Source organism: Gabonibacter massiliensis (genome assembly GCA_001487125.1).
Classification (GTDB): domain Bacteria; phylum Bacteroidota; class Bacteroidia; order Bacteroidales; family Marinifilaceae; genus Gabonibacter; species Gabonibacter massiliensis.
This window is the reverse complement of sequence record LN913012.1, coordinates 289,096-311,682: the sequence shown is the minus strand read 5'-3', so window position 1 is coordinate 311,682 and position 22,587 is coordinate 289,096. Positions and strand designations below refer to the sequence as shown.

At 42.3% G+C, this 22,587-nt stretch carries 24 protein-coding genes; 11 read left to right on the top strand and 13 right to left on the bottom strand.

The window, feature by feature from the left end; translation table 11 throughout:
• The first annotated feature begins 22 nt into the window (after nt 1-22).
• On the top strand, nt 23-643 hold the full coding sequence (nqrE, locus tag BN3283_RS03665; protein ID WP_041502077.1) for an NADH:ubiquinone reductase (Na(+)-transporting) subunit E: 621 nt from the start codon (nt 23-25) through the stop codon (nt 641-643).
• A 97-nt stretch (nt 644-740) separates the two neighbouring features.
• Nucleotides 741-2,009 (top strand): NADH:ubiquinone reductase (Na(+)-transporting) subunit F, encoded by a 1,269-nt coding sequence (gene nqrF, locus BN3283_RS03660; protein WP_041502078.1) that lies wholly within the window; start codon nt 741-743, stop codon nt 2,007-2,009.
• A 100-nt stretch (nt 2,010-2,109) separates the two neighbouring features.
• Here the strand turns inward: nqrF and BN3283_RS03655 are convergent, their stop codons facing one another.
• A complete protein-coding gene (locus BN3283_RS03655) occupies nt 2,110-2,598 on the bottom strand; it encodes a hypothetical protein (protein WP_059025677.1) in 489 nt (162 codons plus the stop codon).
• A 45-nt stretch (nt 2,599-2,643) separates the two neighbouring features.
• On the bottom strand, nt 2,644-3,126 hold the full coding sequence (locus BN3283_RS03650) for a hypothetical protein (RefSeq protein ID WP_059025676.1): 483 nt from the start codon (nt 3,124-3,126) through the stop codon (nt 2,644-2,646).
• A gap of 158 nt (nt 3,127-3,284) precedes the next feature.
• Between BN3283_RS03650 and glyA the strand changes: the two genes are divergently transcribed.
• Nucleotides 3,285-4,565 (top strand): serine hydroxymethyltransferase, encoded by a 1,281-nt coding sequence (glyA, locus tag BN3283_RS03645; protein ID WP_041502081.1) that lies wholly within the window; start codon nt 3,285-3,287, stop codon nt 4,563-4,565.
• A gap of 45 nt (nt 4,566-4,610) precedes the next feature.
• Here glyA and BN3283_RS03640 read toward each other — a convergent pair whose 3' ends face one another.
• The gene (locus BN3283_RS03640; protein WP_059025675.1) at nt 4,611-5,450 is read right to left on the bottom strand and encodes a formamidopyrimidine-DNA glycosylase; all 840 of its coding nucleotides are present in this window, start codon (nt 5,448-5,450) and stop codon (nt 4,611-4,613) included.
• 86 nt (nt 5,451-5,536) lie between these two features.
• Nucleotides 5,537-6,016: a pantetheine-phosphate adenylyltransferase gene (gene coaD, locus BN3283_RS03635; protein ID WP_041502082.1), complete on the bottom strand. Its 480-nt coding sequence runs from the start codon at nt 6,014-6,016 to the stop codon at nt 5,537-5,539.
• A 236-nt stretch (nt 6,017-6,252) separates the two neighbouring features.
• Between coaD and BN3283_RS03630 the strand changes: the two genes are divergently transcribed.
• The 5 genes from BN3283_RS03630 (at nt 6,253) to BN3283_RS03610 (ending at nt 12,318) form a co-directional block, all read left to right on the top strand.
• Nucleotides 6,253-8,097: a biotin/lipoyl-containing protein gene (locus BN3283_RS03630; RefSeq protein ID WP_059025674.1), complete on the top strand. Its 1,845-nt coding sequence runs from the start codon at nt 6,253-6,255 to the stop codon at nt 8,095-8,097.
• An 87-nt stretch (nt 8,098-8,184) separates the two neighbouring features.
• Nucleotides 8,185-9,093, top strand: coding sequence for an RluA family pseudouridine synthase (locus tag BN3283_RS03625; protein ID WP_041502084.1), 909 nt, complete (start codon nt 8,185-8,187; stop codon nt 9,091-9,093).
• Between the two features lie 141 nt (nt 9,094-9,234).
• Nucleotides 9,235-9,756, top strand: a complete 522-nt coding sequence (locus BN3283_RS03620) for an FUSC family protein (RefSeq protein ID WP_059025673.1) — start codon at nt 9,235-9,237, stop codon at nt 9,754-9,756.
• A 48-nt stretch (nt 9,757-9,804) separates the two neighbouring features.
• Complete coding sequence (locus BN3283_RS03615; RefSeq protein WP_059025672.1) at nt 9,805-11,586, top strand: MutS-related protein; 1,782 nt, start codon at nt 9,805-9,807, stop codon at nt 11,584-11,586.
• Between the two features lie 42 nt (nt 11,587-11,628).
• On the top strand, nt 11,629-12,318 hold the full coding sequence (locus BN3283_RS03610) for a hypothetical protein (protein WP_059025671.1): 690 nt from the start codon (nt 11,629-11,631) through the stop codon (nt 12,316-12,318).
• On the opposite strand, the gene BN3283_RS03605 is transcribed toward BN3283_RS03610, so the two are convergent.
• From BN3283_RS03605 to BN3283_RS03590, 4 genes are read right to left on the bottom strand one after another with little or no spacing between them, the layout of a single operon-like run.
• On the bottom strand, nt 12,306-12,905 hold the full coding sequence (locus tag BN3283_RS03605) for an aminotransferase class IV (RefSeq protein WP_059025670.1): 600 nt from the start codon (nt 12,903-12,905) through the stop codon (nt 12,306-12,308). The two genes, BN3283_RS03610 and BN3283_RS03605, sit on opposite strands and share 13 nt — an antisense overlap.
• A gap of 10 nt (nt 12,906-12,915) precedes the next feature.
• Nucleotides 12,916-13,887 carry an aminodeoxychorismate synthase component I gene (locus BN3283_RS03600; protein WP_434059164.1) on the bottom strand — a complete coding sequence of 324 codons (972 nt, stop codon included), beginning with the start codon at nt 13,885-13,887 and terminating at the stop codon, nt 12,916-12,918.
• On the bottom strand, nt 13,868-14,674 hold the full coding sequence (locus BN3283_RS03595) for a lysophospholipid acyltransferase family protein (RefSeq protein ID WP_059025669.1): 807 nt from the start codon (nt 14,672-14,674) through the stop codon (nt 13,868-13,870). The genes BN3283_RS03600 and BN3283_RS03595 overlap by 20 nt, the downstream gene beginning before the upstream one ends.
• A complete protein-coding gene (locus tag BN3283_RS03590) occupies nt 14,674-15,900 on the bottom strand; it encodes an MFS transporter (RefSeq protein ID WP_041502091.1) in 1,227 nt (408 codons plus the stop codon). Before BN3283_RS03590 ends, BN3283_RS03595 begins: the two co-directional genes overlap by 1 nt.
• A gap of 144 nt (nt 15,901-16,044) precedes the next feature.
• Here BN3283_RS03590 and BN3283_RS03585 point away from each other — a divergent pair, with 144 nt between their 5' ends.
• Nucleotides 16,045-16,659, top strand: a complete 615-nt coding sequence (locus BN3283_RS03585; protein WP_052634334.1) for an anthranilate synthase component II — start codon at nt 16,045-16,047, stop codon at nt 16,657-16,659.
• Nucleotides 16,660-16,661: 2 nt separating this feature from the next.
• Here BN3283_RS03585 and BN3283_RS03580 read toward each other — a convergent pair whose 3' ends face one another.
• The 4 genes from BN3283_RS03580 to BN3283_RS03565 form a co-directional block, all read right to left on the bottom strand.
• Nucleotides 16,662-18,293, bottom strand: a complete 1,632-nt coding sequence (locus BN3283_RS03580; protein ID WP_059025668.1) for a B12-binding domain-containing radical SAM protein — start codon at nt 18,291-18,293, stop codon at nt 16,662-16,664.
• Between the two features lie 141 nt (nt 18,294-18,434).
• Nucleotides 18,435-19,280 (bottom strand): mechanosensitive ion channel family protein, encoded by an 846-nt coding sequence (locus BN3283_RS03575; RefSeq protein WP_052634336.1) that lies wholly within the window; start codon nt 19,278-19,280, stop codon nt 18,435-18,437.
• A gap of 76 nt (nt 19,281-19,356) precedes the next feature.
• Nucleotides 19,357-19,935 (bottom strand): acyl carrier protein phosphodiesterase, encoded by a 579-nt coding sequence (locus tag BN3283_RS03570; RefSeq protein ID WP_059025667.1) that lies wholly within the window; start codon nt 19,933-19,935, stop codon nt 19,357-19,359.
• Entirely contained in the window at nt 19,936-20,835 is a 900-nt protein-coding gene (locus BN3283_RS03565; protein WP_059025666.1) for an NAD(P)-dependent oxidoreductase, read from the bottom strand.
• A gap of 102 nt (nt 20,836-20,937) precedes the next feature.
• On the opposite strand from BN3283_RS03565, the gene BN3283_RS03560 reads away from it, so the two are divergent.
• A complete protein-coding gene (locus BN3283_RS03560) occupies nt 20,938-21,453 on the top strand; it encodes a C40 family peptidase (protein WP_041502094.1) in 516 nt (171 codons plus the stop codon).
• Between the two features lies 1 nt (nt 21,454).
• Here the strand turns inward: BN3283_RS03560 and BN3283_RS14635 are convergent, their stop codons facing one another.
• On the bottom strand, nt 21,455-21,646 hold the full coding sequence (locus BN3283_RS14635) for a hypothetical protein (RefSeq protein ID WP_059025665.1): 192 nt from the start codon (nt 21,644-21,646) through the stop codon (nt 21,455-21,457).
• A 46-nt stretch (nt 21,647-21,692) separates the two neighbouring features.
• On the opposite strand from BN3283_RS14635, the gene BN3283_RS03550 reads away from it, so the two are divergent.
• A complete protein-coding gene (locus BN3283_RS03550) occupies nt 21,693-22,553 on the top strand; it encodes a PfkB family carbohydrate kinase (protein WP_059025664.1) in 861 nt (286 codons plus the stop codon).
• Nucleotides 22,554-22,587 lie beyond the last annotated feature (34 nt).

Sequence of the window (22,587 nt, the reverse complement as noted above, 5' to 3'; positions counted from 1 at the left end):
AACCAAAAGATAAAATGAAGATATGGAAAACCTTTTAAATATATTCATTCGCTCTATATTCATCGACAACATGATTTTCGCATACTTCTTGGGTATGTGTTCTTATCTGGCCGTGTCGAAAACCGTTAAAACTTCTTTCGGTTTGGGTATAGCTGTCGTTTTCGTGTTACTGATTACCGTTCCGGTAAACTATTTGTTGGACAACTACGTGCTAAAAGCCGGAGCATTGACCTGGTTGCTGGGAGAGAGTGCGGCCAACATCGATCTCAGCTTTTTAAGTTTTATTATGTTTATCGCCGTTATCGCCGCGATGGTACAATTAGTGGAGATGGTCGTTGAGAAATTCGCACCGACTTTATACAATCAATTGGGAATATTTTTACCGTTGATTGCCGTTAACTGTGCCATCATGGGAGCATCATTATTCATGCAAGAAAGAGGCTACGCAAACGTAGCGGAAGCCACTGCATTCGGATTAGGGTCCGGTATCGGCTGGTTACTTGCCATCGTGGGAATCGCTGCTATCCGTGAAAAACTAAAATACTCGAATATCCCCGCTCCCCTGCGAGGTATAGGGATTACGTTTATCGTGACAGGATTAATGGCTATTTCATTCATGAGTTTTTTGGGTATCAATCTGTAAAACAATTCAGTGATTTAGAGATTGCCGATTCAGTGACGATTAATCACAGAATCTAAAATCACGGGATCACTTTATCAGTAAATCTAAAATTAATAAGATGACATTATTAGTAATAAATACAGCGATCGTCACGGCAGGAGTAATCGTGTTCCTTATCGTAACACTCATTCTCGTGGGCATGCTCCTGTTTGCCAAAGCAAAACTAACTCCCAAGGGGGAAGTGAAGGTCAGCATCAACCATGGCGAAAAAGAGATAACAACGGAACCCGGGTCAACCTTATTGGCCACCCTCGGAAATAATAAAATATTTCTTCCTTCGGCTTGCGGAGGAAAAGGCTCCTGCGGCATGTGCCGTTGTCAGGTAGAATCGGGTGCGGGATCCATTCTTCCCACCGAAACGGGCTTCTTCTCCTATAAACAGCAACACGATAACTGGCGTCTGGCCTGCCAGGTAAAAGTGAAAGAAAACATCGAGATGGAAATTCCCGAATCCGTATTGGGTATCAAAAAATGGGAATGTGAAGTCGTTTCCAATAACAACATTTCAACTTTCTTGAAGGAGTTCGTCGTGAAATTGCCGGAAGGGGAAACTTTGAAATTCAAATCGGGAGGTTATATTCAAATAGATGTACCGGCCATCGATGTTGATTTCAAAGATATTGAGGTAAACGAGAAATACCGGGCAGACTGGGAGCGCATGAAGATGTTCGATTTGAAAATGCATAATCCGGAAGCCACTTACAGAGCCTACTCCATGGCCAACCACCCGGCAGAAGGGAATATCATCATGTTGAATATCCGTATTGCCACTCCCCCGTTCGACAAAGCAATAGGTGGATTCGCCCATGTAAACCCGGGCATCTGTTCATCTTATATTTTCACTCGCAAACCGGGTGATAAGGTGACCATTTCCGGACCTTATGGAGAATTTTTTCTACGGGATACCAATAACGAGATGATGTTTATCGGTGGAGGTGCCGGTATGGCCCCGATGCGTTCGCACATCTTCAATTTATTTAAAACCATGCACACGAAACGGAAAGTGACCTTCTGGTACGGTGCCCGAGCATTGCAGGAAGCCCCTTATGTGGATCAATTCAATAAGATACAAGAAGAAAACCCGAACTTCAGGTGGACCTTGGCTCTTGATAAACCGGATCCGGTGGCTGATGCGGCTGGAGTAGCTTATAAGCCGGGATTCGTACATCAGGTAATCTACGAACAATACCTCAAGAATCACGAAAATCCGGAAGATATTGAATACTATTTGTGCGGACCTCCTATGATGATTCAGGCCGTCACGAAAATGTTATACGATTTAGGTGTTCCCGACGAAAACGTTATGTACGACAATTTCGGAGGATAACATGAATAAAAAAGCCCTTGTTTCCAAGGGCTTTTTTATTTATTTACCATGTAGGCAAACAAAACATTGTACGGTCTCCGGGGAGATTTTATCGCCGCTTTTATTTCATTTGCCTGTAATTGACCGCATAAAGGACAATAAACAGCAAGACAAAAAAGCCGGAAGTAAGGAATGAGACCCAGACGATCATCGAAAAACCTGCATAATAAGGAAGTACGAACAAAGCCAAAATCTGAGCTGCCGAATAAATATAAAACCCGACCTTTCTCAAATTAAACATAAAAATAGCCCCGATCAAACTAAACAAAGACAAAAACAAACCGGATAAATTAATCGCTGTTGCATGCAGGGCTGTCACTTGCATAAGATCCATGCTCGAATTCATCCATGCTTTAAGAAAACCGGAACCCGAACTTCCGCTACTTTGATAAAACTGCTGTATTTCCATTGCAGAATTCTGAAGCCCCGCTGTAAACAATCCCATTAAATTACTTAAAATTCCCCAGCCACTCCCGATAAAAGTCAGGATACAAAGTACCGTTAAAAAGGCCGAACGTTTCGGTTTACTCGTTTCAAAAGGATTTTCCATAGTATTCAAAATTAAATTTGAAATCAAATATATAAAATATTAGAACTATTTTACCATATATTTATAATTTGCATAATACATCAAAACAAAAGCCGCATTGACCAATAAACCCAATACATTATAAATAAGAAATATCGATACGAATTGCACGGTCGTGTATACAAAAAAACCGAATTTATCCAATCGCCACATCCGATGTGCTCCATAAAGAGAAGCTCCGCTCAACACGAGTGAAATAAAAGAAGCCATCATTACAGTTTGCCCGGAAAGATACTCCTGGGGAACCATTCCATTCATCCAAAACAATTGCTCTATGTAACCGGATATCAATAGACTCACGAAGCTGACTAAAAGAGTGGATCCGCTACCGATAAAGGTCAGAATACAAAGTACGGTTAAAAAAGCAGGTCTTTCCGGTTCCCGGCCTCCTTCCCGCTTATCCGATACATAACTTCGCCCCGTTTCCATCAATTCATACACTTCTTCGGAAGAAGCGCCGCCGGATAATTCTTTTTCTCCTATCTTCATTATTTTACCTTTTATATTTCAATTTCCTTATTCCTTACGAATCTACGGGATAAAGGGTTTTTAGGATTAAAAAAAAACTTGAAATACTTTGTTTACAACGAGTATTAATATAATTTTGGCAAAGATTTTAGAATGTCTATATATTAAAAATTTAAATAATGAAAAGAGATACACAAATTTTTGACCTCATTGATAAGGAGTGTCAACGTCAAAAACAGGGGCTGGAGTTGATTGCCTCTGAGAACTTCGTAAGCGATCAAGTAATGCAAGCCATGGGTTCCTGTTTAACCAACAAATACGCCGAAGGCTACCCCGGAGCGCGTTATTACGGAGGATGTCAAATTGTCGACCAAACGGAACAGCTGGCTATTGATCGCGCATGCCAACTTTTCGGAGCCGAATTCGCCAACGTACAACCCCACTCGGGAGCACAAGCCAACGCTGCCGTGTTCTTCGCTTGCATGAAACCGGGAGATACGTTCTTAGGGTTAGACTTGGCACACGGAGGCCATCTTTCCCACGGTTCACCCGTGAATCTTTCAGGTATCAACTACCATCCGGTAGCTTACCACGTGAAGGAAGAGACCGGTATGGTGGATTATGATGAGATGGAGCGATTAGCCATCGAACACAAACCCAAAATGATCGTATCCGGAGCATCCGCTTACTCTCGCGACTGGGACTACAAACGTATGCGTGAGATTGCCGATAAAGTAGGAGCTTTACTGATGTGTGACATGTCTCATCCGGCCGGTTTGATTGCCAAAGGATTACTGAATAACCCGATGGAATATTGTCATATCGTAACTACCACGACCCACAAGACACTTCGCGGTCCCCGCGGCGGTATGATCCTTCTCCCCAAAGATTTCCCAAATCCATGGGGTTTGAAAACACCGAAAGGAGAGATCAAAATGATGTCGCAGGTAATTAATTTCGCCGTTTTCCCCGGACAGCAAGGAGGACCGCTCGAACACGTGATTGCCGCTAAAGCCGTCGCTTTCGGTGAAGCGTTATCCGAAGAGTATACCAATTATGCCAAACAGATGTTAGCAAACTCCAAAGCCATGGCAAAAGCGTTCATGGACAAAGGATACAAAGTAATCTCCGGAGGTACTGACAATCACTCCATGTTAATCGATTTGAGAACCAAATTCCCGGATTTAACCGGTAAAAAAGCCGAAAATACATTGGTATTGGCAGACATCACGATCAATAAAAATATGGTACCGTTCGATACGCGTACCCCGTTCTCCACATCCGGTTTGCGGGTAGGTACTCCTGCCATTACGACCCGCGGCTTGAAAGAAGAACATATGCCTGTCATCGTGGATATGATCGACCGGGTATTAAGCAACGTCGATAACGCCGATGTAATCGCACAAGTAAGAAAAGAGGTAAACGCCATGATGAGCGACAGGCCGATGTTCGCTTGGTAATATTATCGAATACGAATAAAAAAGCTGCTTTTGAAGCAGCTTTTTTTATTCGTATTTTTGGCAACCGGGACAGTAATATATACTACCTCCCATATAATTTTCTTTCAATATCATTTCGCCACAGCGTAAACAATTGCTTCCCAACGTAGCCTTCGACAAATGAGAAATATATCCTCCCGGTTTTCCGAACAAATCGGTTTCGGTGCTTCTACCCCCGAAACAATACATCTCACTTAATACCACCTTAATAGCTTCAAACAACCCCTCCTTTTGCGTAAAAGATAAGGAAGAGACCTTACTCCTCGGATGGATCCTCGCGTGATAAAGGATATCCTGCAATACCCCATTCCCCAAACCGGGAATCGTTTGCCCCGTTGCCAAGAAAGCCTTAATACTCTTTTTTCCCTGCTCCTCTCCTTTAAACAACTCCATAAAATAAGATATATCGAAAGTAGCCGTCATTACTTGAGGTTTATATTTCGCACTCTCGTAATAAGGTTTTAAAGAGCCTTCAAAATCTCCGGCCGGAAAGCACCAGATTCCACCGTACATCCGGACAGAAGCAATTATACAACTTTGATCTTCAAAACCAACTAACAATTGATGTTTGGAAGGAAGTCTCTCCCCCGGCCCATAATAACGAAGATTTACCCCATCAGTATAGACTAAACGAATATCTTCGGCACATATCTCAACCATACCCCCGAAAGCACACGCTCTTCTCACGGTCTTCCCGGACAAACGCTTTTCATATTCGTCCGTATCCCCATAAAAAAAAGTAAACCGATGCGGCGTATTCTTCACAATTAAATCCGTAACACGCTTTCCTTTGATCGTCCGGTTTAATTGTTCGGCCAAACATAAAGCTTCCGGTGCCTCTATCATCCTATTTTTTATTTTGAATTGCAATTTAAAACATCGAAAGGAACTACTTCCCCGTAATACCCTTCTTCTGTTTCAGCTTTAAGTGCCTATTGAAAACAAATCAGATCTTCAGTCGTAATATTCGTGGGCAAAAATTTGGTAGCATCTCCTCCGTTCATAACAATATCCCGCACGATGGTCGAACTGATAAAGGTATGTTCCGGGGAAGTTAACAAAAATACGGTTTCAACGGAAGAATCCATAGCTTTATTTATCTGCCCCACAGCTCTTTCATATTCAAAATCAGCAGCCGTTCTCAAGCCCCGAATGATAAAACCGGCTTCTATCCGGTTACAATAATCAACCGTTAAGCCGGAATAACTCTCCACCCGAACCCGTTCTATACCCTTAAATACTTTCTGTATAATGGCAATACGAGTATCTATATCCAAAAATTCCCTTTTGACGGCATTGATACCTACAGCCACAATAATACGGTCGAATATCTTCAATCCTCTTTTGACGATCTCCTCGTGTCCCACGGTAAAAGGATCGAATGAACCCGGAAATACGGCAATTTTTTCCATTACAATTCATTTATGATTAAAAACAAACCCTAATTTTCTCATTTGCACACACATAGAATACAACACACGAGCAACTTCCCCCACATATTACAAATTAAAACTATTTTTCTGAATTAACAAAGGAATTGTTATTATTTCTCCTCGATTTCATTGAAAATTATTAGGATAAAAAAATAACTTTAGATATATTTGTGAAATAGTAAAATACAACACATAACAATTAATTCTTATAAAACATGGCACAAAAATTACTAATCAGAGACTTAACTCTTAGAGATGGTCAACAATCTGCTTTTGCGACACGAATGAAACAAGAACAGGTAGACCGGGTATTACCTTACTACAAGGATGCAAACTTCTATGCAATGGAAGTTTGGGGTGGTGCCGTTCCCGACTCTGTAATGCGTTACTTGAATGAAAATCCCTGGGATCGTTTGGAAAAAATCAAAGCCGGTATCGGAGGCGTTTCAAAATTAACCGCTTTATCGAGAGGTCGTAATCTTTTCGGATATGCTCCATACACGGATGAAATCATCGAAGGTTTCTGTAAAAATGCTATCGAATCCGGACTTGGGATCATGCGTATATTCGATGCGTTGAATGATGTCAATAACGTAAAATCGACCATTAAATACGTGAAGAAATACGGCGGTATAGCTGACTGTGCAGTTTGCTACACCATTGATCCGAAGTATCCGAAACTCAGTTTAATGGATAAATTGAAGGGAAAGAAAAACCCGGAACCGGTGTTCACCAACGCTTATTTTTTAAACAAAGCCAAAGAGATGGAAGCTCTCGGGGCTGATATGATCACTATTAAGGATATGAGTGGTCTGATCAACCCGGCCCGGATTGCAGAGTTAATTCCGTTATTTAAACAAAATCTGAAAATTCCCGTCGATTTCCATACGCACTGCACTCCCGGATACGGGTTGGGAGCTGTATTGATGGCTATCGTCAAAGGAACCGATATCGTAGATACCAATATATGGAACTTCGCAGGCGGTCCTGCCGCTCCCGCTATCGAATTGATTTACATCTTCTGTCAGAAGTTAGGTATAGAAATGGATGTAAACATGGAGGCTGTAGCTAAAATCAATAAAGAACTTTACACGATCCGTAAAGAACTGGAAGCTTTCGACGCTGTTAAACAATTCCCGAAACCGTTCAATCCGCTCACGGACAAATTACCGGCGGAAGTGGATAAAGAGTTTGACAAAGCCATCGAAGCCGCAAAACAGAATAACGAAGAGGCATTGTTGAATGCCTGTCATGCCATCGAGGCTTATTTCAATTTCCCGAAACCGAACGAATTGGTTAAGAAAGCTGAAGTTCCCGGAGGTATGTACACCAACATGGTCGCTCAATTGAAGCAATTGAATGCCATGGATATATTGGAAGATGCCATGAAGTTGATCCCGACGGTTCGTTTAGCTGCCGGTCTTCCCCCTTTGGTTACGCCAACGAGCCAAATTGTCGGAGCACAAGCCGTAAACTGTGCTTTGGATATCAAAAACGGCAAACCCATGTATTCTAATGTATCCAATCAATTCGTTGCTCTTGTCAAAGGTGAATACGGAAAAACTCCGGTTCCCGTCGATCCCGCTTTTCGTCTGAAAATTGCCGGAACACGGGAAGAAACACCGTATGATACTTCAAAATACCAAATGCAGGAGAATCCCGTGTTGACGGCATTCGGAGGTGTTAAATTAGCGGAAAACGAAAAAGAAGTACTTCTGCTCGAACTCTTCCCGGCTGTCGCTAAAACGTTCCTAACCAAACAAAAAGAGGCTCGTTATATGGCTACTCATAAACAAGAGGAGACCCAATCCGCAGTCGAGGAGAAAAAAGAGGAACCGATTACAGGAAAAGTAGTTGAAGCTCCCATGCCAGGAAGCATTTTCAAGATTTTGGTAAAACCGGGAGATATCGTGGCTAAAGGACAAAACGTACTCATACTCGAGGCAATGAAAATGGAAAACAGCATTGCCACGGATTATGCCGGCAAGGTTAAACGAATCTTAACAAAAGAGGGAACAACCGTTGCAGCAGGCAGTAAACTAATCGAGATCGAGGTGTAAGCCTTCATTAAATAATTTTGAAAAGAGTGGCTTCCTTTAAGGGAAGTCACTTTTTATTATTACTTTTGCCGCAAATAACAAGGCACCATGAATAAAACCAACCATCCCCGAAGACACAAACCTCAGATACGTCAATTTACGGTCGGAGAGGAAATTGAACTTTTGTCCTATCTATTCAAACAATTCCCGGAAAAGAGCAGAACAACCGTAAAATCCATATTGAGCAACCGACAGGTCAACGTGAACGGCCAAGTTACGACACAATTCAACGAGCCGTTAAAACCGGGGGATTATATTTCCATAAACATGGAAAAAGGAAACGTTGAATTTTCCAGTCCGCATATGGACATGGTGTATGAAGACTCCGACCTTATTGTTATCAATAAAAAGAGCGGTCTACTCTCCATGGCTACCCAAAATGAAAAAAAGAAAACAGCCTATCATATTTTAAGTGACTACGTCAAATCCATTGATCCACAGAATCGTATATTTATCATCCACAGATTAGACAGGGAAACCTCCGGTTTAATGATGTTCGCCAAAAATCAGCAAACTCAGGAAAGAATGCAACAACACTGGAACGAAATGCTTCTTGAAAGGAAATACGTGGCCATTATTGAGGGGGAACCGGAAAAAGCGGAAGATCAGGTATCGACCTATCTTCAAGAAAATGAAGCCATGAATGTTTATACCTCCGACCGGGGAAAATGGGCCGTTACCCACTATAAAGTAATTAAATCCAATCGTCAGTACTCATTGGTCGAACTGGAATTGGAAACCGGACGCAAGAATCAGATCCGCATTCACATGGCAGAAATAGGACATCCCGTAACCGGAGACACCAAATACGGCGCACGCAATAACCCGATTAACCGTTTAGCCTTACATGCCCGTCAATTGAAATTCATTCACCCCTCAACCGGTCAGGTTATGAATTTTAGAACAGATGTTCCGAAACGTTTTAGTCTGCTCGTAAAGAACCGAACAGGTAATTAACGAAGTACCTGTTCAATTCGTATCTACGGTTAAATCCGCTTTGAACACTCTACCCGCTGATATTCCGAATCCTCTCGGTCTCCAGGAAGATTAAAGATCAAAAAGTGCAACTTTTCATTAAGTCTGACGATACAAGAGAGTATGAAACTTCGGGTAAAAACTATCTTAACCCGTATTAAACCGGGTTCGGCCATCGCAAAAGGCATCGTGGTACTACTCTCTTGTCTGCTGGGAGCATACATCACGGGAAGGATCCATGAAGGTTCCAAATATATGGGAGCAATGCTTGCCGCCATTTCCGGAATTGTGGTGCTTCAAGATGATTTCAAGACATCCATCCACCAGGGATGGTTGCGAGTTGCAGGCACGTTTATCGGAAGCTGCATCGCTTACGCCTATCTTACCTGGTTTCCTTTTACCATTACAGGAATGGTGATCTCCGTACTCATTCTCGATTTGTTATGTATGGCGATCGGACTTCCTGACGGCAGCAAAATGGCCGCTATTACCTTAGTAGTAATCATGATTGTCTCTATCATGTCACCGGATATTTCTCCCCTGCTAAACGGTCTGTTGAGATTTACGGAAGCGACCGTCGGGGCCCTGATTGGAATTACCCTGGCCTGGATATTGCAACGTATCCCTGCTAAAAAAGGCTCCTGATCTCATTTATTACTCATTTTGAATTATCTTTGTAAAAATCCCATATCCATGCATGCAGAATTGTATTATCAAGATAAAATAGCAGAAGCGACCTCACAGGTAAAGAAATTGAAAGCAACGCGTAACTACATTACATTTACCAAGATCATACTCTTTTTACTGATCATCTACTTTTTATATTCCCTGCTTACGACGGGAAACCTTTTTGCATTATACACCGGAATTCTTTCCATAATACTCTTCGTCTATATCAATTATACGGAAACCAAATTGTTACAAAAAATAACCTACTATACCGAATTACGTCATGGTGCAAAAATAGAGGTAGAGTACTTGGCGGGAGATTCGACGCACCTGCCCAAGGGAGACAAATTCAAAGATCTATCGCATGCCTACTCTCACGATTTGGATCTATTCGGAGAAAACTCGCTTTTTCAATCCGTCAACCGGACGGTTACCCCTAACGGGACTCAAAAACTCTCCGAGTGGCTGTGTTCCCCTCTAAAATCTAAAGAAAGACTGCTACAAAGACAACAAGCCGTTCAGGAGTTAAGCGAAGATCCGGACTGGTGTCACAGTTTCAGAGCTATCGGTGTCAGCCATAAATTATCCGGTATCGCCATAAAAGAGATTCGGGAATGGTCCGAAGAACAATTACGACTCCCTACCGCCATGCTCCAACTATCCTACTATCTTCCGATAGTGACAATAGCAGGCTGGAGCTTATGTCTGTTTTCAATCATACCCTTTTCTTTACCGCTTTTATTATCGTTTATTCAATTAACGATCGTTCTCTCTTCCGCGAAAAAAATAAACCGGGTCCAACACCAACTGGATCAATTTATCCATTCGTTCAGCAATCTTCACCGATTGATGCAACACGTTCGATCCAAACAGGTTGATTCGGAGCGACTGAAAGAGATATATTATAAACTATACGAGCAAAAATACAACGCAGAAGAAGCATTCCGTTCGCTTCACAAAACATCGGAAAGTTTTGACCAGCGGGGCAATATATTAGCCGCCATACTGTTGAACGGACTTTTCATGAAAGATGTTCATCTTATCCGCCGATTAACTAAATGGAAGGAAAAATATGCCTCCTTCATCCCGGAATGGTTAGAATCAATAGGAGAATTGGATGTATTCGTGAGTCTCGCCAATTACCGCTTCAACCATCCCGATTACATCTTTCCCATTCCCGACGACGAGGTTATCTTACGCGGAGAAGCAATAGGTCATCCGATGCTCCCGGCATCGCAACGGATTGCCAACGATTTCCAGGTAGCACGTTTGCATGAATTCTATATCGTCACGGGAGCCAACATGGCAGGAAAGAGCACGTTTTTACGCACAATAGGCACTAACCTGATTTTGGCTAATTGCGGTTGCGTCGTATGTGCCAAAACCTTCCGTTTTCAGCCCATAGCTATCTTTTCAAGCATGAGAACTGCCGATAATCTGGCTAAAGGAACCTCCTATTTCCACGCAGAGCTATTGCGTCTGAAGCAATTGGTCGAAACAGCCGAAAAAGAAGATAAACTCTTTATTATTTTAGACGAAATTTTAAAAGGAACTAACTCGGTCGACAAATTGAACGGCTCGCGCCTTTTCCTACAAAAATTGCTTACTCTTCCTGTTTCCGGCTTAATTGCAACCCACGATTTAGAATTAGGAAAGTTGGCGGATGTATATCCTCGGCACTTTATCAATAACTGCTTTGAGATCACGCATTCCGGAACGGAAATAAGTTACGATTACAAATTAAAGCCGGGAATCAGCCAAACAATGAATGCCTCCATTCTTTTAAAGAAAATGGGACTGGTATAACTTTATTTTTGTCATTCCGTTATACCCAGAAAACGAAATGATATGAATACAATACAAATCGTAAGCATCTGCTTCATCACCCTTTTTTTGTCGGGTTGCAAACCACAGAAAACGAAAGAAGAAGAACAGCCGAAACATACTACTTTTCCGGCACAAACAGAATTATCCATACCACATTATTTTAACGGAGAGTTTTCGCTCACACGGGAACATCCGGTTCTCACGGACTGTGCCACAGGAAACCGATTAACAATCACCATGGACAGCATCGCGAAAGAGGTTATCGAAAAATACCGAAAAACTCAAAAGGGTACAAACACAAGTCTATTAGGGGTGTTCGAAGGTTCACTCTCTTTCTCGAATGATATCGAAAAGAATCAAACACTCCAATTGACACTGACCGATTTTATTCGTTTCGATACGGTAAACGATTGCGATCCGCAAAAAAAGATTACCGGTGAATACGTGGCATTAATTCCTAATCGACAACAACCGACAGATAAATTTACCCTGAACCTTCATCCGGATTATACTTATACCTTCACCATTTTCAACATGTTGTCTAACTCTACCCGGAAAGCAAAAGGGTATTGGTATCAGTTATCCGAAGATATGATCGCTTTAGAAATAACACCCCTTACCAATTACCGGAACAAAGCGTATATCAATTACAGTACAAAAGAGCTTACCTTTATCAACAGCAAACGAGTATATCACCATCAAGAAGAGTAGATCCGCTCCACGGGAACATATACTCGATCCGACAAATCGATCATGGCATTGATCAAAAATACCCCTTGATAACGGGTGAGATCCGCAACACGAATCTCCCTTTCACGGACAATCCCTTCCCGCAACAGACGCTGACGCCGGGTTCCGTTCAACAAGAAAGCGGAAGGAGTATAGAGACCGTCGCAGGCTCGAAAGACAACATTTGAAAATGAAGTGTCTGTTATCTGCCCTTGTTTCACGATCAAAACCTCATCACGATCTCCCCGACGATCAGACAATCTCTTTAAAGCATCCCGGTCCGTAGACTTAAAAGGGTAAACAATCTCGTTGTCCTCCACTAATTTCAAACTGGCAATTTTCCGAATATGATAAGGAATAAATTCCACTTCCCGAATAACATAATCGTAAATAATCCGGCACTTTACAACCCCCTCCCGTAAATCTTCGGGAACTATCAATTCATCCGGTATGAAAACGATTTCCCGTCTGAAAAAAACAACAGAGGTCTCTTTCATTCGAGCCACATGGAATGAAAGATTACAAAATTCACCGTCAATCACTTGTATGGTCTCAATAAATGCAGACATCCGTTTCCCGTTAAAAAGGTAAATACACTTTTTCCAATACCTCCTCGTATTCACTCCGGCAAGAACTATTGATCGTTATTCCTCCTCCGCTACGAAAATAACGTTTCCTTCCCTTCTCCTCTATAAAACGAATCATCACGGCCGTATCCAAACGCTTCCCGTCGTACAAGCCAAAAACTCCCGTATAAAATCCCCGCTTTTCTCCCTCGGCACGAGATATAATACGTAACGTAGCAGGTTTGGGTGCTCCCGATATGGAACCGGCCGGTAATAAGTCAAACACGATATCTCCCAAGAAAGTTTCATAATGTTCCGGCAAACGGCCCGTAATCTCCGAACTGACTTGCAGGATATCCCCATTACTGGTATGTAAGCGATCCACGTATCGAAAACGTTCCAGTCTTACTTGTTCCGACACCCGATTCAAATCATTACGGATCAAATCCACTATCGTATTGTGTTCCGAACGCTCTTTATAGTCGGATAATATCACCTCTTCGGCAAAAGGAACAGAAGCATCGATAGTCCCTTTCATCGGGTTGGAAGAGATCCTGCCCTCCTCTATCAACACGAAACGTTCCGGGGAGAAACAAACAAAATTCTCCGGTATACATAACCGGTACAAACCGTGACTTTGATGAAATATCTCCACCAAAGACCAACAGGTCTCGACCTCTGTTGCCACCGTCAGGTTCGATAAAAAGGAATCCCCCCGCAACAATCCTTTCCTTACCTCCCTGAATTTACGTTCGTACTCCTCGAAAGCAATCGGATTTTTCACTAATGCTTTTTGCTCACCGTTTATTTTAGCACGCTCCACGTTAGAAACTCCCCGTACATCAAAAAGAATATTTTGTTGTTCCAAGGGACTCTCGATAAAAAAACCACGAGTCAATTCAAAATCAACCCCGAAAAGAAAAGAGGATCCGGATGCTCCGGCCCGATTCATTAATTCTTTGACTTTATTCGCTGATTCCATCATATTTTTGGGGGTCTGCTCCCTTTATATGTTCCGGTAATTTACGTTTTAAAGCGGGAGAATAAAAAAAATGCTTCAAAAACAGGACCGGCTCCGGCCCTTCCGCATTATAAAAACTTTCCAAATAACGATTGAACTCCCGACGACTCACTGCCGCTCTATCGCACCCTGCATTGGTAATATCATAAAAACTGATCGTAACATCCCTTCGCGGCAAAAAAAACAAACCATTAGCCAAAACATAAAAAATTCCCTTCAAATAAGTCCATAAAAAGTTAGGAGATTCCCCGTTCCAAGCCTTGGACCACATGCTACCCCATAATCCCCGAATTCGTACGCCGATGATACGGGTATCCTCCGGCAATTGCCGGCATACTTGCCAGGCACTCTGTTTATTATAAATCCGTTCATACCCTTGACCAGCCAATTGGCCCGCCGGATAAATCAACATACTATGACCATGGGCGAGAGCCTCAAGTACGTTTTTATAAAGATTGGCAACCACCTCTATCCCTTTCCGGCTTTTTTCCAGATCCGGAACGGATACGACGCCCATCAAACGAAATATCGGCTTCAATATCCAAACTTTACAATAAGCTTCCGTCACCAAAGGGGAAGCTTTCGTGTATTTATATAAATGAGCAAAAATCAATTGAGGATCAACCGTTGCCTGATGATTTGGCAAAAACAATTTCGTTGAAGAAGAAGTTAAAAGTTCGGTTCCCTCCAATTTCACTCTATACCTCAATGCCAGCAGATAACGATATATAGCAGCAAACACTCTTACCATTATTTCCGTATTTTTAAATTCTTAAATCTCCCTCTCATCTCTTTCACCTGCTTATACAAAACAAAAGTCATGAAAAATGTCAACGTAGCTAAAAACAAAAATATATATTTGGTATCCCATAACATCTCCATCGTCCCGAAACAACCGGAGGCAACAAGCATGAATAAAAAGGTGATCAGATTGGAATAAGCCAACATGTCTCCCAACTCCCTTCCTTTCACATTCGCTTGTATCCAGGCATCCAAAGGCACTTTATACATCCCGCTGCAAAAAGCAGCTGAAAATACCAACAAGGCAAAAGCAATTCCTTGCAGATCAAACAAGAAAATAATGGCAAAAGCAATTCCTGTCATCATCCCACCCCACGGAACCAATCCCAATTCTACCTCCCCGTGAGAAAACACTCCCGCCAGATAACACCCTGCTCCGATCCCGATAGCAGCCAACGACATGACCATACCGGTTTCTGAATCGCTCATTCCCAACTCTCCCCGACAATAAACGATCAAGGTCATCTGAATCATCGAACCGATAAACCAGAATACAGCCAATCCCACGACAATCAGATTCAACCCTTTAAAATCACTCGCACGGATATACATATCCCGAACGAATTTAACCGGATTCAATGTTTCATGACTCTCTTTCAACGGTTCGCTCTCCCGGACCCGAATCGTTAAACTACAGCCCCATCCCAAAAAGGCAATCACAAACAACAACCCGCATAACCCTAAAATACTCACATTCTCGGAAAGAAAAGCAGCCAAGAGAGTCCCCGATAGTATTCCGACAAAAGCAAACATCTCCATAGCCCCCGATCCGAAAGATATACCTTTTTCACCTCCGATATCCCGAATCAACCCGTACTTGGAAGGAGAAAATAGCGCACTCTGCAACCCCATCAGCAAAATAGCAATCAATACAACAGAAGTAGATGTCATCAATAACCCCAGACTTGCCACAGCCATAATCCATAATTCGGCAAATTTCGCCCACACGACAATTTTGCGCTTCCTATAAATCTTGGCCAACCGACCGGCCAAAGGGGAAAACAGCAAATAGGGAATCACCAAGGCGGCGGATGCTGAAGTAACGACCATCGACTCATGCTCCTTTCCGACCCAAGCAATACATATAAAACACGCCAAAGTCTTCAGGAAATTATCATTCAATACCCCCAAATAGTTTGTAAAAAAGAGAGGTAACCAATTTTTATTTTTACTCATAATCCGAATTTATCGCATCATTTACCTTTATCACCCCCGCGTTTCGGGCCAAAGGTATTTAATTTTATCATTTAAACCGATGAAAAAAACTAAAAATAGCCCTGTTTTCTCTATTTTTGTCTCCCGTAAAAGGGAGCTTCAAGCATGAAAAATATATTGGTAATCGACAATTACGACTCATTCGTGTATAATCTGGTCCAACTCCTGAAAGAAAACGGGAAATGCAGATTCGATATCGTTCGAAACGATCGCATTGATTTCACTCGACTAAGCCGATACGACGGCTTACTACTTTCTCCCGGCCCGGGAATACCCGCTGAAGCCGGGGATCTGCTTCGTGTCGTCAATCAGTGCAAAACGACTCATTCGATTTTAGGAATCTGCCTGGGACACCAGGCCATTGCGGAAAGTTTCGGTGCAAAATTAGAACGATTGCCCTTCCCCAAACACGGACACGAAAGCCCTTTAATCATTCAAGATACCGAAGATCCGATTTATCGTAATCTTCCGCCCCAGGCTGTTATCGGGCGCTATCACTCTTGGACGGTAACCCCTTCTACCCTCCCTCCTCCTCTTAAAGTCAGCGCTATCGATGAAGAGGGACATATCATGTCCTTTTATCACCCGGTCCTCCCCATTCATGGTTTGCAATTTCATCCCGAATCCATCATTACCAACATCGGCTCTCTCCTTATTAACAATTGGATAAACAGAATAAAAATCCAATGTAATCCTACACAAAGATACCTTTCTTTCTAAAACTAATTTCTGGCTATAAAGAGCGGTTTGGATTGTGACTTGCTCCTGTCAAATCCGAACCAGTACGTTTCGGTTTCAAAGGGGAGACGATAAAGACGCATGACCTCCGTCCACTCCCCTTCCAACACCTCCAGGTTTTCCGGCAAACGGCTATCCCATGCTTCTAAACGTCTGCTCGGCTCTTTGGTAAAAGGTATTCCGGCCGCAATCCATGCCACTGCTATCTTCGGTAAATAAGAGGGATATGCCCCACTACAAAATCGATACAACAACACACCCCGTTTTTCCAGACTTAAAGGTTGTTCTAAAAGTTCCTGATCTTCAAGCCAAGAAAGGAACTCTTCCAAAAAACAAGGATGATCGGTGACAAGCTGACGAATCACTTTTTGCCAAGCCAGAGCGTTATAAAAACCGTCTATCAAACGGGAAAGCAGGCGAGCTCGTCTCAAGTCGCCAACAGACATGACCGGCGTTTGTAAAACTTCATAAGGAGGATCCGGCGAATAGATTATTCCCCACTCTTCAGCTCGTTCTCGCATCACCGTTCCCGGTAACAATTTCAATAATTCCAACTGGATCTCGCTTGTCCCGAAAGAGACCAAGGTTCTCACGTCTTCAACTATTTCCCTAAGGGAATACAAAGGTAAACCCGCTATCAAATCCGCATGTACCACGAGATTAGAAAGAGAGGACAAATAACGCAAACCTTCCAAAGCGGCTTCTATATTCCCAATCCTCTGACACGTCTTCAATACCTTTTCCCGTAAACTCTGTATTCCGGCTTCCAAATGCAACAAATCTTCCGGCATCTCCCGGAGCAAGTTCATGACCTCTTCGGAAAGCAATGCCGGATGAATTTCCAGATGAAAATGCATTTTTCCGGCATATTCCCGGAACAAAGACAGAAGTTCTACGGCACGTCGGGAACTCCCGTTAAAAGTACGGTCCAGCAACCGGATGTCCCGGATACCCCTTTTCCGAATAAGATCCAACCTCTCCCGGATACGCTCGACAGGTAAGGTACGTACCGGCTTCTCTCCTCCGCTCACGCAAAAAGTACAGGTATTAAAACACCCTCTGGTCGTTTCCAACTGCACGAAAGGTTTAGTCCAATCAAAAAAAGTACTTTGCTCCGGCAAAGCCAAACTGTCAAAAGCCTTAATCTTAGCGATACCATTATCCCGATACACCCCTGCTTCATTCAACCAACACAATCCGATAATCTCCTCCCATCTATCCGGTCGCTTATACACGGCTAACCATTCGTGAAACCCTACTTCTCCCTCCCCCCGAAACACGCAATCGATAAACGGATAGGTTCGCAAATAAGCCTCGTTATCACCCAACATCTCCGGTCCTCCCAATATAACAATACAATCCGGCAACAAAGCCTTTACCCGAATAATAATTTTACGCAATACTTCGTGAGTAAATAGCCAAGCCGTGGCCGCTAAAACTTGCGGAGCATACCCGACGATTTCCGTCACAACACTCCCCACGTTCGAATTGATCGTAGCCGAAACCCGACACCACTCCACATCAATCTCCGTCCCCTGTTGCTGAGCGTGAATCGCCGGTAAAGCCAACGAAGAATGAGCATACGAAGAGTTTAAATCCAACCAGAGTAATCGCATAATCCTGTTTTATTCTTTCACAAAGATAGACGATCTAAAGAAAAAACACGATCTATTGCCTCACAAAAAAGCCATTCGTCAAAACGAATGGCTTTTTGATTATAAATTGTAAATTAATAACCTCTCAACCTGCAAGTCGTTTTATTTCGTTCCATGCACGTGAACATCCATCTGCGGGAACGGAATATTCAGGTTCTCCCGAGCGAACGTTTTATAAACTTTCTCATTCATATCAAAAAATACCCCCCAATAATCGGCGGCATTTACCCACGCCCGTACAACGATATTGACGGAACTGTCACCCAAAGAGGTAAGAGCTATAAAATAAGCAGGGGTCTTCAATACCCGAGAGTCCTCATCCAACAATCTGCCTATAACCTCTTTGGCCTTGTCGTAATTATCCCCGTATGCAATACCGAACTGCCAATCCACACGCCGGGTCTCCTCTTTAGAATAGTTTTTCATGATACCGGTAGAAAGTCCCCCGTTGGGAATAATAATGATCTTATTATCTGCAGTCGTTACAATGGTATTGAATATCTGAATCTCCTTTACCGTACCGCTTTGTCCCTGAGCTTCGATAAAATCTCCTACCTTAAAAGGTTTAAATAACAAAATCATTACTCCGCCCGCAAAATTTTGCAATGTACCGCTCAATGCCATACCGATAGCGACACCGGCAGATGCAAACAAGGCTATGAATGAACTGGTTTCTATTCCCAACACCCCGATCACGATAATGATCAACAATAAATTTAACGTGATACTTACCAAACTTTTCACAAAAGAAGATAAAGAAGCTTCTACCTTTCTTTTCTCTAGAATAGTAACCAGTAATCGATTCAATTTTTTTACAATCCAACGTCCTACAAGAAAAACGACCAATGCAATCAATAACTTTGATCCTAAGGACACTCCCAAATCAATCACTTTAGTTAAAAAAACATCCCATGACATAGCTGATGTCGAACCCAAAAACTCATTCATAATTTAATTTTTACTTCATTAAACTTTTCAATATTTCACAAATATATAAACCTTTATTTAAAACAACAAAATAAGATTATCTTGTCGCATTGTTTAATATACAATCCTTATAACTATCAAAAAAAGTAACAGCCGAATCATTGAATACCGTATACCGATCCTTTACAAAAATAACGGCTTTATCCGGATCCACAACGAAGTTTCTGTATTTTGTCATAATAGACAACGATTCCCGTATTCCGTTTAAAGACCCGTAACGACACAATCGATTCGTGATTACAAAATGCCATAAGAATCCTTTTATCCGGGGAGGAAGTATCGCGTAATGCCTTATTAAATTCCAATAAAATCCCCATGCAAAACGTTGCAGAGACTTAGAGGTATATCTCTCAAAATTAACAGCCAAGAAATGGTCAAAAAAGATATCCGTCAACACTCCGGAATAACGTCCGAAATCAGGTCTCAATAATAAAACTGCTTCCCGAACCGCAGGATGCCCATCCGCGTATTGATCCATTCTACGATGCAAGGCGATACCTTCGCGTATACGTTCCGGATAGTGATCGTAACTTCCTTTCACCGCATCTCCGATAAAATTTCCAAGCTGAATGTCTTCATCTTCCCCGGAAAAAAGTATATGGGCCAAATAATTCATCTACTCGTCGATTTCCATGTAACGACAACAATTCTCCAACACTTTCCGGGAAAGCCGTTCCATGCATTGAGCAGAGTGTCCGGAAACCCGATCGGTAAATAATACATTTTCCAAAGGCAATAGAGAATTTTTTAAATTTCCCATTCCTACTTGATCGCACACGTAAAAATTACCTGTCCCTGCCAACCACTCGACCAGAGCCTCTCCATCGAAAGTGGGGCCCACCGATGTATTAAAAAATATCTTTCCTTCTCCAAGAGCAGCAAACTCATCTCTTCCCAAAACAAAAGTATTTCTCGGCAAACAAGTCCCCAAAATATCCACCTGTCGCAACAACTCGTTCAATGGCAAATACATTATCCCTTCCCGTTCTGCCTCCTGTTTACGACGACGATTATTGTAATACACCTCCGCTCCTAAAAACTTCAATCCTTTGGCAATCATACTTCCCGTTCGTCCCAAACCAATTATCCCGACTTTCAACCCGGTCAGCTCGTAAGCCTCGTCTCTCCACCGTTGTTTTCCGAAACCATGCAACAGCCGAACCAATTCGCTAATCACGTATTCGACAACCCCTTCATCCCCATAATCGCAAATTCCGGTCACCATAATTCCATGCTCCCGGGCCGCCACCACATCGACATTCGCACTCTGTTCACTATATAAAGTACAACACATCCCTATATATCGAATAGAAGGACATGCTTCTATCACCTCCCTGTCAATCCGGGTATTGTAGGATACCAATACCCCCTCGGCATCAGCAATACGCTTTACGAGAACCTTATTATTCTCCGGTATATCCCCGTATACATCGACCTGACGGGCAAACTTTCTCAAACCCTGTATAGCCCAGGGTCTCAATCCGGTAGAATCTACTATCACGATCTTCTCAAACATACTTTTTACATTAACAAGGCAAAATTACAAAAATCCTTGCTGAAAGAGGATCGTTTTTAAGAATGAAATTTATTACATTTGTCCTAAAGCTGCGATCAAATCATGAGATACATACTATTTATTGGATTTCTATTCATATGGGCCACTTTTTCTTCTTGCGGTACAAACCGGCAATTAGCCTTCAATAAGCAACAAACGGCACAACTGTCCCGGAAACTCGGATTCACCGTGAATCGGAAAGATGACCTACCTCTACTCGAAGAGGTTACCACCTGGTTAAGAGTACCTTATCGATACGGGGGAACTACTCGGACCGGAGTTGATTGTTCCGGTTTTGTCGGGGCCGTTTATAAAAATGTATATCACAAAAAATTAGAAAGGACCGTTGCGCATATTTTCCAAAAAGACTGTAGGCGTATCGGAAAACACAAACTAAAATCCGGAGATCTGCTTTTCTTTACCCTTTCGAAGAAAAAGAAAAAAAGACTGACACATATGGGTATCTTCCTAAAAAACGGTTATTTTGCCCATGCCAGCGTATCCAAAGGAGTCATCATCAGTCACCTGAGTGACCCTTATTACAAAAAAGGTTGGAAAAAATCCGGACGGGTATGGTAATTTATCCCTCGTTTTCCTGTCGATACGAATAGAAAACAAATCTACTAATGAGCGGTGACTCCCGGTATTCATTCCATTCCGCTTCCACTAAAAGATCAAACACCAAATTCATCTCCCATCGACCTCCGGAATATTCCGTGTTAACCATAGCAGTCGGTTCCGTTATGGTTTTCTCTTTTAATATATTCTCCAACCAAAACTTTCACTACCTTTGGATATATAAAAACAAAAATTACTTCATGAACGGATTATTTATAGGCTTATCAACCATAGATCTGATTTATTACGTTGAAAGAACCGTATATGCTAACGAAAAGATAAACGCAAAAGAGATTGTATTATCCGGCGGCGGACCAGCCTATAATGCCGCCGTCACATTTTCGGCATTAGGAAACAAAAGTCTCTTGATTAGTGGAATAGGCCCTTCTTCTCTTTCAACTATTATTCATAAAGAACTAAAAGATTTCCACATCTCTTGTATCGATGGTTTTAAAGATTCTTCCCAGACACTCCCCGTATCCTCCATACAAATCACTCCTGACGGAGAACGTGCCGTATTAACCAATTCCGGTCCGCGTTCTTTACAGCCGGAACAACTACCCGGAGATATCCCTCCCGATACCCGTATCTTGTTGACTGACGGACATTATTTAGAATCGGCCATACATTTTTCCAAAATAGCTTATCAGCAAAAAATTCCTACCATTTTAGACGGGGGAAGCTGGAAAAAAGGAATGGAAAAATTATTACCATGGATCAACGTCATCATCTGTTCCGATACGTTTCGTATTCCTTCCGTTGCAGATAACTATTTGGAAAAAAAGGCTTATTTGTTTCATACTGGCCCCCAAAAAGTAGCTTTTACACGTGGAGCAAACTCCGTTCTGGCTTTCGAGAACGATCTGCAAACAGAGATTACCGTTCCCGACTTTCCCGTTGTCGATACCTTGGGTGCAGGAGATATTTTCCATGGAGCCTTTTGTCATTACTATATAGAGCATTTCAACTTTTTAAAAGCTTTAAAACAAGCCTCCGAAATAGCCAGTCTCTCTTGTAAATATAAAGGGACCAAAGCTTGGATCGATCAGTTAAACAAATAAACAGGTCAAGACGAGATCGTTTTGACCTGTTCCC

Bases quoted from the DNA above. Each gene is read 5' to 3' on its own strand.
- BN3283_RS03560 (WP_041502094.1), top strand. From the start codon at position 20,938: ATGAGATACATACTATTTATTGGATTTCTATTCATATGGGCCACTTTT.
- BN3283_RS03595 (WP_059025669.1), bottom strand. From the start codon at position 14,674: ATGGTAAGAGTGTTTGCTGCTATATATCGTTATCTGCTGGCATTGAGG.
- glyA (WP_041502081.1), top strand. From the start codon at position 3,285: ATGAAAAGAGATACACAAATTTTTGACCTCATTGATAAGGAGTGTCAA.
- BN3283_RS03585 (WP_052634334.1), top strand. From the start codon at position 16,045: ATGAAAAATATATTGGTAATCGACAATTACGACTCATTCGTGTATAAT.
- BN3283_RS03565 (WP_059025666.1), bottom strand. From the start codon at position 20,835: ATGTTTGAGAAGATCGTGATAGTAGATTCTACCGGATTGAGACCCTGG.
- BN3283_RS03625 (WP_041502084.1), top strand. From the start codon at position 8,185: ATGAATAAAACCAACCATCCCCGAAGACACAAACCTCAGATACGTCAA.
- BN3283_RS03580 (WP_059025668.1), bottom strand. From the start codon at position 18,293: ATGCGATTACTCTGGTTGGATTTAAACTCTTCGTATGCTCATTCTTCG.
- BN3283_RS03575 (WP_052634336.1), bottom strand. From the start codon at position 19,280: ATGAATGAGTTTTTGGGTTCGACATCAGCTATGTCATGGGATGTTTTT.
- BN3283_RS03570 (WP_059025667.1), bottom strand. From the start codon at position 19,935: ATGAATTATTTGGCCCATATACTTTTTTCCGGGGAAGATGAAGACATT.
- nqrE (WP_041502077.1), top strand. From the start codon at position 23: ATGGAAAACCTTTTAAATATATTCATTCGCTCTATATTCATCGACAAC.
- BN3283_RS03640 (WP_059025675.1), bottom strand. From the start codon at position 5,450: ATGATAGAGGCACCGGAAGCTTTATGTTTGGCCGAACAATTAAACCGG.
- coaD (WP_041502082.1), bottom strand. From the start codon at position 6,016: ATGGAAAAAATTGCCGTATTTCCGGGTTCATTCGATCCTTTTACCGTG.
- BN3283_RS03655 (WP_059025677.1), bottom strand. From the start codon at position 2,598: ATGGAAAATCCTTTTGAAACGAGTAAACCGAAACGTTCGGCCTTTTTA.
- BN3283_RS03610 (WP_059025671.1), top strand. From the start codon at position 11,629: ATGAATACAATACAAATCGTAAGCATCTGCTTCATCACCCTTTTTTTG.
- nqrF (WP_041502078.1), top strand. From the start codon at position 741: ATGACATTATTAGTAATAAATACAGCGATCGTCACGGCAGGAGTAATC.
- BN3283_RS03550 (WP_059025664.1), top strand. From the start codon at position 21,693: ATGAACGGATTATTTATAGGCTTATCAACCATAGATCTGATTTATTAC.
- BN3283_RS03630 (WP_059025674.1), top strand. From the start codon at position 6,253: ATGGCACAAAAATTACTAATCAGAGACTTAACTCTTAGAGATGGTCAA.
- BN3283_RS03600 (WP_434059164.1), bottom strand. From the start codon at position 13,887: ATGATGGAATCAGCGAATAAAGTCAAAGAATTAATGAATCGGGCCGGA.
- BN3283_RS03615 (WP_059025672.1), top strand. From the start codon at position 9,805: ATGCATGCAGAATTGTATTATCAAGATAAAATAGCAGAAGCGACCTCA.
- BN3283_RS03605 (WP_059025670.1), bottom strand. From the start codon at position 12,905: ATGTCTGCATTTATTGAGACCATACAAGTGATTGACGGTGAATTTTGT.
- BN3283_RS03590 (WP_041502091.1), bottom strand. From the start codon at position 15,900: ATGAGTAAAAATAAAAATTGGTTACCTCTCTTTTTTACAAACTATTTG.
- BN3283_RS03620 (WP_059025673.1), top strand. From the start codon at position 9,235: ATGAAACTTCGGGTAAAAACTATCTTAACCCGTATTAAACCGGGTTCG.
- BN3283_RS03650 (WP_059025676.1), bottom strand. From the start codon at position 3,126: ATGAAGATAGGAGAAAAAGAATTATCCGGCGGCGCTTCTTCCGAAGAA.